The sequence below is a fragment of the Microbacterium sp. S1037 genome (assembly GCF_048381605.1).
Taxonomy (GTDB): Bacteria; Actinomycetota; Actinomycetes; order Actinomycetales; family Microbacteriaceae; genus Microbacterium; species Microbacterium testaceum_B.
Genome location: NZ_JBLWIG010000002.1, coordinates 147,674 through 161,564, shown reverse-complemented (window position 1 = coordinate 161,564; position 13,891 = coordinate 147,674). Strand labels below are relative to the sequence as shown.

The following is a 13,891-nucleotide window of genomic DNA, read 5'->3' as shown; positions in this document are numbered from 1 at the left end:
GGTCTCCCTATACTCGCGGCCATGGGATGAAACCGTCCCGCGATCGAAGGAGTACCCCGTGAGCAGCACGCCGCCGCCCCCCGAGCCGTACAACCCTCCTCCCGCCACGCGCGCCGACGCCGCTCAGGCGGGCTACCCCGCGTCCCCGAGCTACCAGCCCCCGACCGCGGCGGCCGCGAAGCCGTCGAACCGTCTCGGCCTCATCGCCTTCGTGGTGTCGCTGGCCGCGATCGTGATCGGCTCGATCCTCGCCTTCATCGGCGGCATGCAGAGCGGTGCGCTCGTGCAGTACGCGACGACCGGCGCGAACGGCACGCAGATCGACGCGGCGACGCTCCCTGAGAGCGCGCAGCAGGCCGCTGCCGTCGCGGGTCTGCTCGCGGTGGCCGGCTTCCTCGTCTTCGGCGCGCTGGGCCTCTGGGGCTTCATCCAGGGCATCATCGCGGCCGTCAAGAACCGCGGTCGCGGCTACGGCATCACCGCGATCATCCTCGCGGTGCTCGGCGGCATCGTCGTCGCGGTGGTCTTCGGCATCGGCGCGACCGCCGGAGCGGCACCGTACGTCAACACCATCGGCTGAGCCCCTCAGCGACACGAAGAGAGCCCCGGCCGGTTGGCCGGGGCTCTCTTCGTGTGCGCGCTCGTCAGGCGCGCGGCGCGTGGAAGCGCTGCTGCGCGGCGACCAGACCCTCGTCGATGAGCATCTCGACCGCGTCGGCGGCGTCACCGATCAGGATGGGCAGGGTCTGACGCTCGGTCGCGCCGAACGGATCGAGCACCCAATCCGCGGGGTCTTGCCGACCCACCGGGCGGCCGATGCCCACACGCACGCGCGGGAACTCCGGAGTGCCGAGTGCTTTCGCAACGTCGCGCACACCGTTATGGCCGCCGTGGCCGCCACCGGTCTTGAGCTTCACGGTGTCGTACGGGATGTCGAGTTCATCGTGGACGACGACGACGCGCTCCGGGGCGACGTCGTAGAAACGCGCAAGGCCAGCGGCCGGCCCCCCAGAAACGTTCATGAAGCTGTTGGGCTTCGCGAGCACGAGCTTGGCACCACCGGGGCGAAGCCAGGTCTCGGCGACGCGGGCGTTCGCCTTGTGCGCGCGGAAGGCTTCGCGGCGCCGCGCGGCGAGCTCGTCGACGACCATCTGGCCGATGTTGTGCCGCGTCGCCTCGTAGCGCGGGCCCGGGTTGCCGAGTCCCACGATCACCCACGTGTCTGCCATGGCATCCATTCTCCCGGTTCAGCCGGAAACGAAAGTCCAGCCGCAAACGAAACGAGGGGGCGCGAGAACGCGCCCCCTCGTCGACGAACTGCGAGTAGCAGCCGCCGGATGTCAGTTGTCGCCGGCCTCGGCCTCTTCGGACTGCTCCTCGGCGACCTCGGCGTCAGCCTCGGCGATCTCTTCCTCGGCGGCCAGCGTGTCGAGCGGCACCGAGACGCCCACGATGAGGGTCTCGGGCTCGGTCACGAGGCTCGCGCCGGCGGGGAGCTTCAGGTCGGCGGCGGTGATCTGCGTGCCGTCCTCGGCGCCCTCGACATCGACCTCGACGTTCTGCGGGATGTGGGTGGCCTCGACCTCGAGCGACACGGTCGCGGTGTCGAGCATCGCGATGGTGCCGGAGAAGGGCTCACCGACGACGACGACGGGGACGTCGACCTGGACCTTCTCGCCCTTCTTCACGACGATGAGGTCGATGTGCTCGATGATCTGGCGCACGGGGTCCTTCTGGACGTCCTTGACCAGGACGAGCTGGCTCTTGCCCGCGATGTCGAGGTCGAGCAGGGCGTTCGCGCGACGGATGAGCAGCGCGGTCTGGTGACCGGGCAGCGCGACGTGCTGCGGCTCGGTGCCGTGGCCGTAGATGACGGCCGGGATCTTGCCCGCGGCGCGGAGGCGACGGGCGAAGCCCTTGCCGAAGTTCTCGCGGAGCTCCGCGACGACCTTGTTGTCTTCCGACATGATGTTCTCCTCGCGGGCGTGCGGCCCGCAGCTCAGGGGCGGAACACGGCCCGCACCGGTGGTCTGGATTCGACTCGAACGCGAGCGCGTGAGGAAAGCCGGGAGCCTGCATCACCGCGTCGATCACGGATGCCGCGTTCACCAACCGGTGTGCGACAGTCCCTCGCCGAAGTACCCCGGAAGTCTAGCAGCGCGATCGCCGGCGCACGACCCGCGCGTGTCGAGGAGTACCGGAGCGCCCCGGTAGAATCGAAGGCCACCGACCCGAAGGATCATCATGGACAGCGGCTTCTTCTCCCACGTCGTGCTCTGGGTCATCGGCGGTGTCGCCCTGGTCGGCGGCATCGGCGCGATCGGCGCCCTCTTCTCGATGGGCCGCAACGCGGGGTACAAGAAGCACTGACGCGCATCAGTCCGTCGGGGTCCGCAGGCGCAGCTCGCCCACGACGACCTCGACCGTGACTCCCGGACGAATCGGGGATGCCGAGAACGGCGCTCCCATCATGATCACGTCCCCGGGGCCCAAGGTCGTCCATCCCGCGACGTACGCGAGACATTCGCGCATCGACATCGGGTAGCGGCCCGCCGACGTGTCGCATGCGGGCTCCCCGTCGACGACGAGCTGGAGCACCACATCGTCGTCGAGGCCGATTCCGGTGTCGATCCACGGGCCGAGCGGGGTGTACCCCTCCCCCGACTTCGACTCGAAGTTGCGGGGGTCGAACTCCGACCGATCGGGACTCGACAGGTCGTTCACCGCGGTGATGCCGAGCACGTACTCGTGAGCGTTCTCGGCGGTGAGACCCGTCGTGTCGCGACCGATGACGACCGCCACCTCCGCCTCCGCGACCGTGGTGCCGGCGTCTCGGCGCAGGACGACCGGGCGATCGGGACCCGTCACGGTGCGGGGGCTCTTCAACCACGCCTGGACGGGCGAGGCGTGACCGGGCCCGTTCTGGGCGATCCCCACGACGACCGTCGGGATGCAGGGCGCTTCGAAAGTCCCCTCCACCGGGGTCCCGGCATCCGTGATCTGCTCCCCCGCCGCGAAGGCGAGATACGGGTCGGCGATCGGCACGAGCCGGTCACCGTCGAGCCGGACCGTGCGGACGCCCTCCGGCGTCCGCACGCGGGCGATGCGCGTCATCGGATGGTCCGCACGGTCACGGTCGTGGCGTCCACACCCTCGCCCGCCTCGTCGCGCGACACCTTGATGGCGTCGTCGGTGCGCGTGAGGTCGCGGCGGAGGGTCTCGGGGACGAGGAACGTCGAGGCGGTCGTGATGAGCGCGAGGGTTCCCATGTAGATGGCCAGGAGGAGCCAGTTCGCCCCGCTCACGGCGATGATGTACGCGCCCAGGACTCCCGCGAGGCCACCGGCGAGGACGGCCGAGATCTCGCGCGCCATGGCCACGCCGAGGTAGCGGTGACGGTTGCCGAACAGTTCGGGGAGCATGGCGCACTGGGGTCCGAGCATCGAGTTGACGGCGACGCCGATGCCGATCGCGATCACGGCGATCGTGATCGGGTAGCTCCCGAGCGAGATCAGCCACCAGGCGGGGAACGTGAAGACGAGCATGAACAGCGCGCCCAGGCGGTAGACGGTGCGGCGGCCCATGCGGTCGGACAGGGCTCCCGTGAGCGGCACCGAGAAGATGCCAATGAGCGAACCGAGCGTGACGCCCCAGGTCAGAAGACTGCGGTCCGCCTGGCCGCCCACGGAGGCGACGAAGAACGTCAGCGCGAGGGTGTTGAACATGTACGAGCCGCCGTTCTCGGCCATGCGCAGGCCGATGCCGACGATGATGCCCGGCAGGCCCCGCGTGAAGATGTCGCGGATCGGGCGCTCGGCGATCTGCTCGCTCTTCTCGAGCTCGATGAAGGTGGGCGTCTCGCGCAGACGCATACGGATGAACAGCGCGAGCAGGATGAGCGCGAACGACGCGAGGAACGGCACGCGCCATCCCCAGCTGAGCAGTTGATCCTCGGGCAGCAGCGAGATGAGGCTGAAGACGACGGCCGCGAGCAGCGTGCCCGCCTGGATGCCGATGAACGGCAGCGCCGAGAAGAAACCGCGGCGCTTGACCGGGGCGTACTCCGCCATGAGCACGGTCGCACCAGCCTGTTCGGCGCCGGCACCGAAGCCCTGCAGCAGGCGCATGATCACGAGCAGGATCGGCGCGAGGATGCCGACGGCCTCGTAGGTGGGCAACAGACCGATCGCCGTGGACGCCCCGCCCATCAGCAGGATCGTGATGACCAGCACCCACTTGCGGCCGAGCTTGTCACCCAGGACGCCGAAGAACAGTCCGCCGAAGGGGCGGGCGAGGAATCCCACGCCGTAGGTCGCGAAGGCGGCGACCGTGGCGAGGGCCGGGTTGTCCTGCGAGAAGAAGAGGACGTTGAAGATCAGCGCCGTCGACAGGCCGTAGAGCGCGAAGTCGAAGTACTCCAGCGCGCTGCCGATGCTCGAGGCGAGCGTCGCGCGGCGCAGGTTCGCGGCGTATTCGGGATCATCCTGCGGCTGCGGCGTCGGTGTGGATGCAGTGGTCACGGCCATCTCCTTCGATCGGCTGGGGTCTTGCGACTTCCGCGACTGTACCAACCCTGTGGACACAGTTCAATATGTTGGACACGCGATTTCCGTCCCCGTGCCGCAGACACGACGATCACCGCCCTTGCCAGGGCGGAGGAAAGGGCGACTCAGCGCGAGCGCGACGCGCTGAACGGGTTCGTCAGCGCAGCCGCCGCCTCGCGCAGCGCGGCACCGACGCGGGCGACGCGTTCGGGCGTGGCATCCGCGACGGGGATGCCGACACCCAGCGCGAGCTGCGGATCGCCGGGCGCCCAGCCCTCGAGCGGGACAGCGACGCCGACGATGCCGCGGAACGACTCCTCTTCGTCGACCGACCACCCGCGTTCGCGAGCGGCGGCGAGCTTGGCCAGCACGGCCTCGACGTCGACCGTGCTGTGCTCGGTGAGTCGGGGCAGCGGACCACGCATCAAGAGCGCACGGACGTCGTCGTCGCTGCGCGTCATGAGCAGCGCACGCCCGGTCGCCGACAGGGCGGCGGGCAGGCGCGAGCCCAGGGGGGTCCCGAGCCGCACGGAGCGCGACCCCTCGTACCGGGCCAGATAGAGGGCATCGGTGTCGTCGAGGACCGCGACCTGGACGAGCTCGGACGAGAGGTCCGGAGAGGTCTCGCACACGGCGTAGAACTCGCGCACCTGGTTGAACTGCGCGGCGAACGCTCCCCCGAGCTCCGCCGTGCGGATCCCGAGACGGTAGCCGAGGGGCACGCGCTCGATCATGCGCCCCGCCTCGAGCGAGAGACACAGGTTGGCGGTCGACGATTTCGCGAGCCCCAGGCCCGCCGCAAGCTCCGTGAGCGTCAGCGCGCGGCCCGCTTCGGCGAGCAGGCCGAGAAGACGGATGCTGCGCCCGACGGCCGGGGCCGGATCGCGCGCGATCGCGCCCGCTTCGTCATCGCTCACGGCGTCCTCCCGTCGAACCGGTGTCGCGAGGGGCGCGACAGGTCAATAGAACTCGACCGTATCGACAACCGCGCGCATCGGCTCGCCGTCGAGCAGGCGCGTGGCGTTCTCGGCGAACCGACGCGCGATGCGCTCCTCCTCTTTACTGTTGAGCGCGGCCGTGTGCGGGCTGACCAGGACTCGCGGATGCCGCCACAGCGGCGACTCATCCGGGAGGGGCTCCACTTCGAACACGTCGAGGGCGGCGAACGACACGCGTCCGTCGTCGAGAGCCGCGAGGAGCTCCGTCTCGTCGATCACGGTCCCGCGACCGACGCTCGCGACGATCACCCCCGGCTTCACCGCGGAGAGAACCTCCGCGCCGATCAGGTGATGCGTCTGATCTGTTCCCGGCAACGTGACGACGATGGCATCCACCTCGCTCACCGCCGTGGCCAGCTCGTCAAGCGAGACGAGGCGGTCGACCCCGTCCACGGGGGTTCCGGAGCGCGTCGTCCCCCACACCTCGGCGCCCAGCGCATGGAAGCGGCGCGCGCACTCGGCCCCGATTCCCCCGAGACCGACGACGAGCACGGTCATCTCGTCGACCTGGCGCATCTCCCAGCGATCGGTCCAGCGCCGATCGGCCTGCTGCTGCGCGAGCCGCGGCAGGTCCTTCGCGCCGGCGAGGACACCGAAGACGGCGAACTCGGCGAGCGGCCCCCCGTGGACGCCGGCGCTGGTGGTGAAGACGATGCGATCCAGCGCCGCGCGGTCGAGATCGGCCGCCTTCACCTGCCCTCCTCCGCCGGCGGCTGTCGTCATGACCCACCGCAGCTTCGGGTTGGCGGCGACGGTCCGCGCGAGGGCGGCGGGATCGACGTCCGGGATGCCGAAGAGCGCGTCCGCCGAGTCGATCATCTCGTCGAATGCGCGCTGCTCGTCAGCCGAGCGCTCGTGCGCCGGGTCACCCGACCAGTCGGCGGGCCCGCGCATCGGGTGCGTGAGCGAGGCGTCGCGGACCAGCTCGACGCGCGGCTCGAGGCGCTCGATCAGCTCGCACAGCTCCTCTTTCAAGGGCACCGCCACCACCGCGCGTAGGCTCTTACCTGTCGACATCGTCGTCGTCTCCTCTCGTCACGGCTCACCGGCACCGTGATCTGCCCGTCGTTCGTCGTTCACCATACTGAACCCTGTCCAACATATTGTCCAGCCGCTACGATGTGTCCATGACCTCGCTCGATGAAGAGACCGGCACGCTTCCCCCCGCTCCCGAGGTGCGCCTCGGCGTCTGGGGCCTCGGCGCGATGGGCGAGCCCATGGCGCAGCATCTGCTGTCCGCGCGCGGGGCCCTGACCGTCCACGCCCGCCGAGAGCGCGACGCACTGACGGCGGCAGGAGCCGCGTGGGCGTCGACGGCGCGAGAACTCGCGGCGGCCACCGACGCGGTCCTCGTCATGCTCCCCGACCTCCCGCAGCTCGAGGAGCACCTCGACGGCCCCGACGGGCTGCTCGCGGGCACCGACGGGCGCCCCTTTCTCCTGATGATCGGATCGACATCCTCCCCCGTCGGCGTGCGCGAGCTGGCGGAACGGCTGCCCGCCGGCATCCGCGTCGTCGACTGCCCCGTCTCGGGCGGCGAGGACGGCGCGAAGGCCGGGACCCTGTCGATCATGCTCGGCGGCGACAGCGCCGTCGCCGATCTCGCCGCGGAGCTCCTCGCGCCCTGCGGCACCCCCGTCCGTCTCGGCCCCCTCGGCGCGGGAGAGGTGGCCAAGGCCTGCAACCAGATGGTCGTGGCGGCGACCATCCTCGCCCTCGGTGAAGCGACCGAGCTCGCCGCCCGGTCCGACGTCGACCCCGCCGCGCTCTGGGAACTGCTCGGCGGCGGGTACGCGGGGTCGAACCTGCTCGCCAGCCGCCGCGACAAGCTCGTGACCGGCGACGACTCCCCGAGTGGCGTCGCGGGCTACATGGTCAAGGATCTGCGCTTCGCCGCCGACATCGCCGCCGCGACCGACACGCGTCCCGCCCTGCTCCCCGCCCTCCGCGCCGCCTTCGACGAGATCGTCGAGCGCGGACTCGGCGAGCGCGACATCGCCGTCACGCGCCGGTTCACGGCGGTCCGCAGCGACGACTGACGCACGAACGAGAATGCCCCGGTGGTCGAGGCCACCGGGGCATTCGTCGTCGTTCAGAGCGCGAAGACGACCTTGCCCGAGCGCTGCGAGTCCCGCGCCGTGGCGAAGGCCTCGGCGGCATCCGTCACCGCGAACTCGTGCGTGAGGGCGCTCTCGATGCCGGGGTTCGCGGCGAGGAGCGCGACCGCCTGATCGATCTCGTCGCGGAAGCGGAACGCGCCGAGGTAGCGCACCTCTTTCGAGATGAAGGGGGCGAGGTTCACCGGCCGCGGATCGTCGGGGAGCATGCCGACCTGCACGACTGTGCCGCCGGGACGGACGGCCTTCAACGCCGTCGAGATCGACACCGGTACGCCCGAGCACTCCAGGACCACGGCGTACGCACCCGACTCGACCGCGTCGGTCGAGACATCGATGGTCGCCGACGCGCCGAGCGCCGCCGCCCGCTCGAGCGGTCCCGCGAGCACGTCGGTGGCGGTGACGCGTGCACCGGCAGCGACGGCAGCCGCCACGGCCATGAGGCCGATGGGGCCGGAACCGGTGACGAGCACGTCGAGCCCCTCGACAGGACCGGCCTTTCCGAGCGCGTGGAGCGCGACGGCGAGCGGCTCGGCGAGAACCGCACGGCGCACGGGTAGAGCGTCGGGAAGGACACGGACCATGCCGGCCTCGACGATCAGGTACTCGGATGCCGCGCCCTGCGTGTGCGGCCAGGTCGACGCACTGCCGAGGTAGGAGCCTCCCGGCCACAGGTGCGGAGCATCTTCGATGCCCTCCCGCGGCGTACCGAAGCGCGCGGGGTGGACGGTGACCGGCGTCCCCGGCGCCAGGGCACCGGAGGGGTCCAGGTCGACCCGGCCGGAGAGCTCGTGACCGGGGACCAACGGTTCCCGAACCACGAACGCCCCGTTCGCGCCCTCGTAGTAGTAGTGCAGGTCCGACCCGCAGATACCGACGTACTCGACACGCAAGCGCACCTGCCCCTCTCCGGGCTCGGGCACGTCCACGTCGCGCACCTCGGCGGTGAGCGCCTTCTCGATCAGCAGAGACTTCATCGGTGATCCCTCTCCGCGGTCAGACGACCGCCGTCATCCCGCCGTCGACGAAGATGTTCTGCCCCGAGACGAAGCTCGACGCGTCGGACGCGAGGAACAGCAGCGCCCCCCGCAGCTCGTCGAAATCGCCCCACCGCGCGGCGGGCGTGCGCTGGGTCAGCCAGCGCGTGAACTCGGGGTCGTCGACGAGGTCGCGGTTCATCTCGGTCGCGAAGTAACCAGGGCTGAGCGCATTGACCTGGATGCCGAACCGGGCGAGGTCGGCGGCCATGCCGGCGGTCAGCTGCGCGACACCGCCCTTCGTCGCCGAGTACGGCGCGATCGTCTGGCGCGCGAGGCGCGACTGGACCGAGGCGACGTTGACGACCTTGCCCGAGCCCCGCGCGACCATCGCGGGCGTGACGAAGCGCGAGACGTAGAAGACGCCCGAGAGGTTCGCCGCGACGATGTCGTCCCAGTCGGAGACCGCGAACTCGTGGATGGGCGCCCGGCGCTGCACGCCGGCGTTGTTGACGAGGATGTCGGGCACCCCGACGCTCTCGAGCAGGTCAGCCACGGCGCGTTCCACCGCGGCGGCGTCGGTGACGTCGAACACCGCCGCGTGGGCGGGGCGTCCGGACAGCTCCTCGGCCTCGGCACGGGTCTGCTCGACCGCGTCGGCGTCACGACCGTGCACGACGACCCGAGCCCCGCCGCGCGCCAGCGTCAACGCCAGCGCGCGGCCCAGGCCCCGCGACGATCCCGTGACGAGAGCGAGGCGGTCGGAGACGTCGAAGAGGTCGGCGTTCGAGGCCGTCACAGGAGGGCTCCGATGCCGAAGACGAGCAGCGCGGCGAGGAAGCCGAGCACCGACTCGATCGTCTGCTGAACGGTCCAGGTCTTCAGCGTGGTCTTGACGTCCATGCCCATAAGGCGGCCCACGAGCCAGAAACCCGAGTCGTTGACGTGACCGGCGAAGACGGAGCCGGCGGCGGTGGCCAGCGTGATCGCGGCGACCTGCAGCGGCGAGAAGCCGCCGGCCATGACGGCCGGGGCGGCGAGGCCCGCGGCGGTGACGAGGGCGACGGTCGCCGAGCCCTGAGCGAGCCGCAGGATGACCGCGATGATGTAGGCCGCGACGATGACCGGGAGACCGAGGTCGCTCAGGCTGTCGGCGAGCGCGTCGCCGATGCCCGAGGCGCGCAGCACGGCACCGAACATGCCGCCGGCGCCGGTGATGAGGATGACGGATGCCACGGGCCCGAGCGCCGAGTCCACGACCTTCTCGAGCGCGGTCCCGTTCTCTCCACGGCGGAATCCGAAGACCACGGTTGCGACCAGCACGGTGATGAGCAGCGCGACGGGCGAGTTGCCGAGCAGGACGAGCACCTGGACGACGATGTTGTCGCTGTCGACCGCTCCGGCGGCGCCGAGGGTGGTGAGACCGGTGTTGAGGAAGATCAGCAGCATCGGCAGGAGCAGCACGGCGATGACCGTGGCGGGCTTCGGGGGGTTCACGGGCTGGTCGGCGTCCACGTCGCCGAAGAGTGCCGGCACGGGGAGCACGATGCGCTTCGCGACGAACTTCCCCCAGAGGTAACCCGAGAGGTACCAGATGGGGAAGGCGATGATCAGGCCGACGATGAGGACGATGCCGAGGTTCGCGCCGTAGAGCTCGCTCGCGGTGACCGGCCCCGGGTGCGGGGGCAGGAACACGTGCATGACCGAGAAGGCGGCGGCCGCCGGCAGACCGAACAGCAGCACGTTGTTGCCCGACACGCGACGCGCGATGGCGAAGATGATGGGGAGCATCATCACCAGACCGGCGTCGAAGAACATCGGGAAGCCGAGGATCAGCGACACGATGCCGAGGGCGAAGGGCGCGCGCTTCTCGCCGAAGATGCGCACGAACGCGTCCGCGAGCGCCTGCGCCCCACCGGAGTGCTCGATGAGCCTGCCGAGCATCGCGCCGAGCGCGACGAGGAGGGCGACCGTGCCGAGCGTTCCGCCGAACCCGTCCGTCAACGTCTTCACGACGGCCGAGACCGGGATGCCGGCGGCGAACGCCGTCACGAGCGACACGATGATGAGCGCGAGGAAGGCGTGCACCTTCAACCAGATGATGAGCACCAGGATGAGCGCGATCGCGCCCGCCGCGATGAGGAGCAACGGCGTGGTGCCGAGTGTCTGTGTCCAGTCGTCCAAGAGATCTCCGTTGATTCAGCCGGTCGGGCGCGGGGTCGGGCATGCTGTGAGACGCCGTGCGTCCGCCGGGGCGGTCAGGGCATCTTCACACAATGATCATATTTTTGACAAGATAAGGTCGTACCAAACGACCTAAGGAGGGGTCATGGCCCGCGCCTCACACGGATCGCTGGTGGATGCCATCGGCATGCGGGTCGTCGATGGCGACCTTCCGGCCGGTCACGTGCTGACCCTCGCGGCCCTCGAGGAGGAGTACGCCGTCTCGCGGACCGTGGTGCGCGAAGCCGTGCGCGTCCTCGAGGCGATGGGCATGCTCGAACAGCGCCGCCGCGTCGGCATCACCGTGCGCCCCGCCGCTCACTGGAGCGCGCTGGACACGCGCCTCATCGGGTGGCAGTTGGCCGGGCGCCGCCGCGACCAGTTGATCGTGAACACCACCGAGCTGCGCGCAGCGATCGAGCCCGTCGCCGCGCGCCTCAGCGCCCGCCGCGCGACCGACCTGCAGCGCGGAGAGCTCCTCCGACTGGCCGAGCAGCTCGAGCGGCTCGGCGCCGCGGGCCTCGGCAACTCCCCCGAGTACCTCGCGGCCGACATCGCCTTCCACGACCTGATCCTCCTGTCCAGCGGGAACCTCATGCTCGCGGCGGCACGCGCCCCCATCGCCGCCGCGATCGAGGGACGCGCGATGCACGGCCTGACCCCCGGCATCCCGAACCCCGACGCGCTCGACAACCACGTGGCGACGGCCGCCGCGATCGGCCGGGCCGACGCCGACGCCGCCGAGGAGCACACGCGCCGATACGTCGCCGCGGTGCTCTCCGAAGTCCGCCTCACCATCTGACCCCCTTCCCCCGACGAAGAGAGAAGCCATGACCGTCCCCGTCCCCGTCCTCGTGTTCATGGGCCCCGCCGGCACCGGCAAGTCCACCGTCGCCGGCATGCTCGCCGGCCGTCTGGGGTGGGACTTCCAAGAGGGCGACGACCTTCACCCCGCCGAGAACGTCGCCAAAATGGCATCCGGTCATGCCCTCAACGACGGCGACCGCTGGCCGTGGCTCGACCGGGTCGCCGCGTGGATCGACGGGCAGATCGCCGCGGGCCGCCCGGGCATCATCACGTGCTCCGCCCTCAAGCGCAGCTACCGCGATGTGCTGCGCCGCGACGACGTGACCTTCGTCCTGCTCATGGGCGACCCCAAGCTCGTGCTCGAGCGTCTGCTGCGCCGCCAGGGTCACTACATGCCCCCGTCGCTGCTGACATCCCAGTTCGAAACGCTGGAGATGCCGGATGCCGATGAGCGAGCGATCCGGGTCGACCTCGATCTCACACCGGGCGAGCAGGTGCAGGAGGTCGTCGACCGCCTCCAGCTCACGCATACCCCGTCCTGAAACACACGCGGGCCGAGCCGATAAAGTGACGGAGGCGGCCCGCGTGAACCCGCCCACCCCCTTCGCACCTGAATACGGAGCAACGCATGACGTCGACCACTCCCCCGACCGGACCTTCGACCGACCAGGATCAGGCCCCTCACCAGGCCGCCCAGGTTCACGAGGGTGCCCCCGGCATCGAAGAGGTGGACCGCCCCACCGCCGACGCGGATTCGCGTCCCGCGGGCGAGGGCGCCGGCACCGCCAACATCGGCGTCGTCGGCCTGGCCGTGATGGGGTCGAACCTGGCCCGCAACCTCGCCAGCCGCGAGGGCAACACCGTCGCGGTGTTCAACCGCTCGCGTTCGAAGACCGACGAGCTGCTCGAGGCGCACCCCGAGGCGAACTTCGTCGCGTCGTTCTCGTACGAGGACTTCGCCGCGTCGCTGTCGAAGCCGCGCACCGCGATCATCATGGTCAAGGCCGGCCGCCCCACCGACTTCGTCATCGACGAGCTGGTCAAGGTGTTCGAGCCCGGCGACATCATCGTCGACGGCGGCAACGCCCTGTTCACCGACACGATCCGCCGCGAGAAGGCCGTCCGCGAGACGGGGATCAACTACGTCGGCATGGGTGTCTCGGGCGGTGAGGAGGGTGCCCTCCTCGGCCCCTCGCTCATGCCCGGCGGCTCGGACGAGTCGTGGCAGACGCTCGGCCCGATCCTCACCTCCATCGCCGCGGTCGCCGAGGGCGAGGCGTGCGTGACCCACGTGGGCCACGACGGCGCCGGCCACTTCGTGAAGATGGTGCACAACGGCATCGAGTACGCCGACATGCAGCTCATCGCCGAGGCCTACGACCTCATCCGCCGCGCGACCGGCAAGACCCCCGCCGAGATCGCCGACGTGTTCGCCGAGTGGAACCGCGGCGAACTGGAGTCCTACCTCATCGAGATCACCGCCGAGGTCCTGCGTCAGACGGATGCCGACACCGGCAAGCCCCTCGTCGACGTCATCCTCGACCAGGCCGGCGCCAAGGGCACCGGCGCGTGGACCGTGCAGACGGCCCTCGACCTGGGCGTCCCCGTCTCGGGTATCGCGGAGGCCACCTTCGCGCGGTCGCTGTCGAGCCACCCCGAGCAGCGCGAGGTCTCGCGCGAGCTCCCCGGCCCCTCCGGCACCGACCTGCTCTCGGGCGAGGATGCCGACGCGTTCATCGAGCAGGTGCGCCTCGCGCTGTACGCCTCGAAGATCGTCGCCTACAGCCAGGGCTTCGACGAGATCCGCGCCGGCGCGGCCCAGTACGACTGGAACATCGACCTGGGCGCGGTGTCGAAGATCTGGCGCGGCGGCTGCATCATCCGCGCGCAGTTCCTCAACCGCATCGCCGAAGCGTACGACGCCGAGTCGACCCTTCCCGTGCTGCTGACGGCCCCGTACTTCGTCGAGGCTCTCGGTCGCGCCCAGGACGCCTGGCGCCACATCGTCGCCCTGTCCGCGGCGAGCGGCATCCCCGCTCCGGCGTTCAGCTCGTCGCTGGCCTACTACGACGGCCTGCGCGCCGAGCGCCTGCCCGCGGCGCTCATCCAGGGCCAGCGCGACTTCTTCGGTGCGCACACCTACCGTCGCGTCGACAAGGAGGGCACGTTCCACACCCTCTGGTCGGGCGACCGCACCGAGATCGAGGCAGAGGACACGCACTGAC

15 protein-coding genes are annotated in these 13,891 nt (G+C 70.3%); 6 read left to right on the top strand and 9 right to left on the bottom strand.

Annotated features, from left to right (window positions below; all coding sequences use genetic code 11):
- Positions 1 to 58: 58 nt before the first annotated feature.
- On the top strand, positions 59 to 580 hold the full coding sequence (locus ACMW4R_RS11460) for a hypothetical protein (RefSeq protein ID WP_058626541.1): 522 nt from the start codon (positions 59 to 61) through the stop codon (positions 578 to 580).
- A 64-nt stretch (positions 581 to 644) separates the two neighbouring features.
- On the opposite strand, the gene pth is transcribed toward ACMW4R_RS11460, so the two are convergent.
- Positions 645 to 1,229, bottom strand: a complete 585-nt coding sequence (gene pth / locus ACMW4R_RS11455; RefSeq protein ID WP_058630128.1) for an aminoacyl-tRNA hydrolase — start codon at positions 1,227 to 1,229, stop codon at positions 645 to 647.
- A 111-nt stretch (positions 1,230 to 1,340) separates the two neighbouring features.
- Entirely contained in the window at positions 1,341 to 1,967 is a 627-nt protein-coding gene (locus ACMW4R_RS11450) for a 50S ribosomal protein L25/general stress protein Ctc (protein WP_058598128.1), read from the bottom strand.
- Positions 1,968 to 2,244: 277 nt separating this feature from the next.
- On the opposite strand from ACMW4R_RS11450, the gene ACMW4R_RS11445 reads away from it, so the two are divergent.
- Complete coding sequence (locus ACMW4R_RS11445; RefSeq protein WP_275044496.1) at positions 2,245 to 2,370, top strand: hypothetical protein; 126 nt, start codon at positions 2,245 to 2,247, stop codon at positions 2,368 to 2,370.
- 6 nt (positions 2,371 to 2,376) lie between these two features.
- Here ACMW4R_RS11445 and ACMW4R_RS11440 read toward each other — a convergent pair whose 3' ends face one another.
- The 4 genes from ACMW4R_RS11440 to ACMW4R_RS11425 form a co-directional block, all read right to left on the bottom strand.
- The gene (locus tag ACMW4R_RS11440) at positions 2,377 to 3,114 is read right to left on the bottom strand and encodes a fumarylacetoacetate hydrolase family protein (RefSeq protein WP_418299984.1); all 738 of its coding nucleotides are present in this window, start codon (positions 3,112 to 3,114) and stop codon (positions 2,377 to 2,379) included.
- On the bottom strand, positions 3,111 to 4,526 hold the full coding sequence (locus ACMW4R_RS11435) for an MFS transporter (protein WP_058598126.1): 1,416 nt from the start codon (positions 4,524 to 4,526) through the stop codon (positions 3,111 to 3,113). The genes ACMW4R_RS11440 and ACMW4R_RS11435 overlap by 4 nt, the downstream gene beginning before the upstream one ends.
- 143 nt (positions 4,527 to 4,669) lie before the next feature.
- Positions 4,670 to 5,461, bottom strand: coding sequence for an IclR family transcriptional regulator (locus ACMW4R_RS11430; protein ID WP_058626538.1), 792 nt, complete (start codon positions 5,459 to 5,461; stop codon positions 4,670 to 4,672).
- 42 nt (positions 5,462 to 5,503) lie between these two features.
- Positions 5,504 to 6,559: a D-2-hydroxyacid dehydrogenase gene (locus ACMW4R_RS11425; RefSeq protein WP_418299983.1), complete on the bottom strand. Its 1,056-nt coding sequence runs from the start codon at positions 6,557 to 6,559 to the stop codon at positions 5,504 to 5,506.
- Positions 6,560 to 6,669: 110 nt separating this feature from the next.
- On the opposite strand from ACMW4R_RS11425, the gene ACMW4R_RS11420 reads away from it, so the two are divergent.
- Positions 6,670 to 7,581, top strand: coding sequence for an NAD(P)-dependent oxidoreductase (locus ACMW4R_RS11420; protein WP_058630125.1), 912 nt, complete (start codon positions 6,670 to 6,672; stop codon positions 7,579 to 7,581).
- 53 nt (positions 7,582 to 7,634) lie between these two features.
- On the opposite strand, the gene ACMW4R_RS11415 is transcribed toward ACMW4R_RS11420, so the two are convergent.
- The 3 genes from ACMW4R_RS11415 to ACMW4R_RS11405 are packed head-to-tail and all read right to left on the bottom strand — an operon-like array spanning position 7,635 to position 10,820.
- Complete coding sequence (locus ACMW4R_RS11415; protein WP_418299982.1) at positions 7,635 to 8,636, bottom strand: zinc-binding dehydrogenase; 1,002 nt, start codon at positions 8,634 to 8,636, stop codon at positions 7,635 to 7,637.
- Positions 8,637 to 8,655: 19 nt separating this feature from the next.
- A complete protein-coding gene (locus ACMW4R_RS11410; RefSeq protein WP_418299981.1) occupies positions 8,656 to 9,435 on the bottom strand; it encodes an SDR family oxidoreductase in 780 nt (259 codons plus the stop codon).
- Positions 9,432 to 10,820: a GntP family permease gene (locus ACMW4R_RS11405; RefSeq protein ID WP_418299980.1), complete on the bottom strand. Its 1,389-nt coding sequence runs from the start codon at positions 10,818 to 10,820 to the stop codon at positions 9,432 to 9,434. The genes ACMW4R_RS11410 and ACMW4R_RS11405 overlap by 4 nt, the downstream gene beginning before the upstream one ends.
- Before the next feature lie 145 nt (positions 10,821 to 10,965).
- Here ACMW4R_RS11405 and ACMW4R_RS11400 point away from each other — a divergent pair, with 145 nt between their 5' ends.
- The 3 genes from ACMW4R_RS11400 (at position 10,966) to gndA (ending at position 13,890) form a co-directional block, all read left to right on the top strand.
- Positions 10,966 to 11,661 carry a FadR/GntR family transcriptional regulator gene (locus ACMW4R_RS11400; protein WP_058598120.1) on the top strand — a complete coding sequence of 232 codons (696 nt, stop codon included), beginning with the start codon at positions 10,966 to 10,968 and terminating at the stop codon, positions 11,659 to 11,661.
- 28 nt (positions 11,662 to 11,689) lie between these two features.
- Complete coding sequence (locus tag ACMW4R_RS11395; RefSeq protein WP_363334363.1) at positions 11,690 to 12,208, top strand: gluconokinase; 519 nt, start codon at positions 11,690 to 11,692, stop codon at positions 12,206 to 12,208.
- Positions 12,209 to 12,294: 86 nt separating this feature from the next.
- Positions 12,295 to 13,890 carry an NADP-dependent phosphogluconate dehydrogenase gene (gene gndA, locus ACMW4R_RS11390; RefSeq protein WP_363334365.1) on the top strand — a complete coding sequence of 532 codons (1,596 nt, stop codon included), beginning with the start codon at positions 12,295 to 12,297 and terminating at the stop codon, positions 13,888 to 13,890.
- Position 13,891 lies beyond the last annotated feature (1 nt).

What these genes read in the sequence shown, in the direction of transcription:
- gndA (WP_363334365.1), top strand. Translation starts at nt 12,295, where the DNA reads ATGACGTCGACCACTCCCCCGACCGGACCTTCGACCGACCAGGATCAG.
- ACMW4R_RS11445 (WP_275044496.1), top strand. Translation starts at nt 2,245, where the DNA reads ATGGACAGCGGCTTCTTCTCCCACGTCGTGCTCTGGGTCATCGGCGGT.
- pth (WP_058630128.1), bottom strand. Translation starts at nt 1,229, where the DNA reads ATGGCAGACACGTGGGTGATCGTGGGACTCGGCAACCCGGGCCCGCGC.
- ACMW4R_RS11400 (WP_058598120.1), top strand. Translation starts at nt 10,966, where the DNA reads ATGGCCCGCGCCTCACACGGATCGCTGGTGGATGCCATCGGCATGCGG.
- ACMW4R_RS11440 (WP_418299984.1), bottom strand. Translation starts at nt 3,114, where the DNA reads ATGACGCGCATCGCCCGCGTGCGGACGCCGGAGGGCGTCCGCACGGTC.
- ACMW4R_RS11395 (WP_363334363.1), top strand. Translation starts at nt 11,690, where the DNA reads ATGACCGTCCCCGTCCCCGTCCTCGTGTTCATGGGCCCCGCCGGCACC.
- ACMW4R_RS11415 (WP_418299982.1), bottom strand. Translation starts at nt 8,636, where the DNA reads ATGAAGTCTCTGCTGATCGAGAAGGCGCTCACCGCCGAGGTGCGCGAC.
- ACMW4R_RS11420 (WP_058630125.1), top strand. Translation starts at nt 6,670, where the DNA reads ATGACCTCGCTCGATGAAGAGACCGGCACGCTTCCCCCCGCTCCCGAG.
- ACMW4R_RS11450 (WP_058598128.1), bottom strand. Translation starts at nt 1,967, where the DNA reads ATGTCGGAAGACAACAAGGTCGTCGCGGAGCTCCGCGAGAACTTCGGC.
- ACMW4R_RS11425 (WP_418299983.1), bottom strand. Translation starts at nt 6,559, where the DNA reads ATGTCGACAGGTAAGAGCCTACGCGCGGTGGTGGCGGTGCCCTTGAAA.
- ACMW4R_RS11435 (WP_058598126.1), bottom strand. Translation starts at nt 4,526, where the DNA reads ATGGCCGTGACCACTGCATCCACACCGACGCCGCAGCCGCAGGATGAT.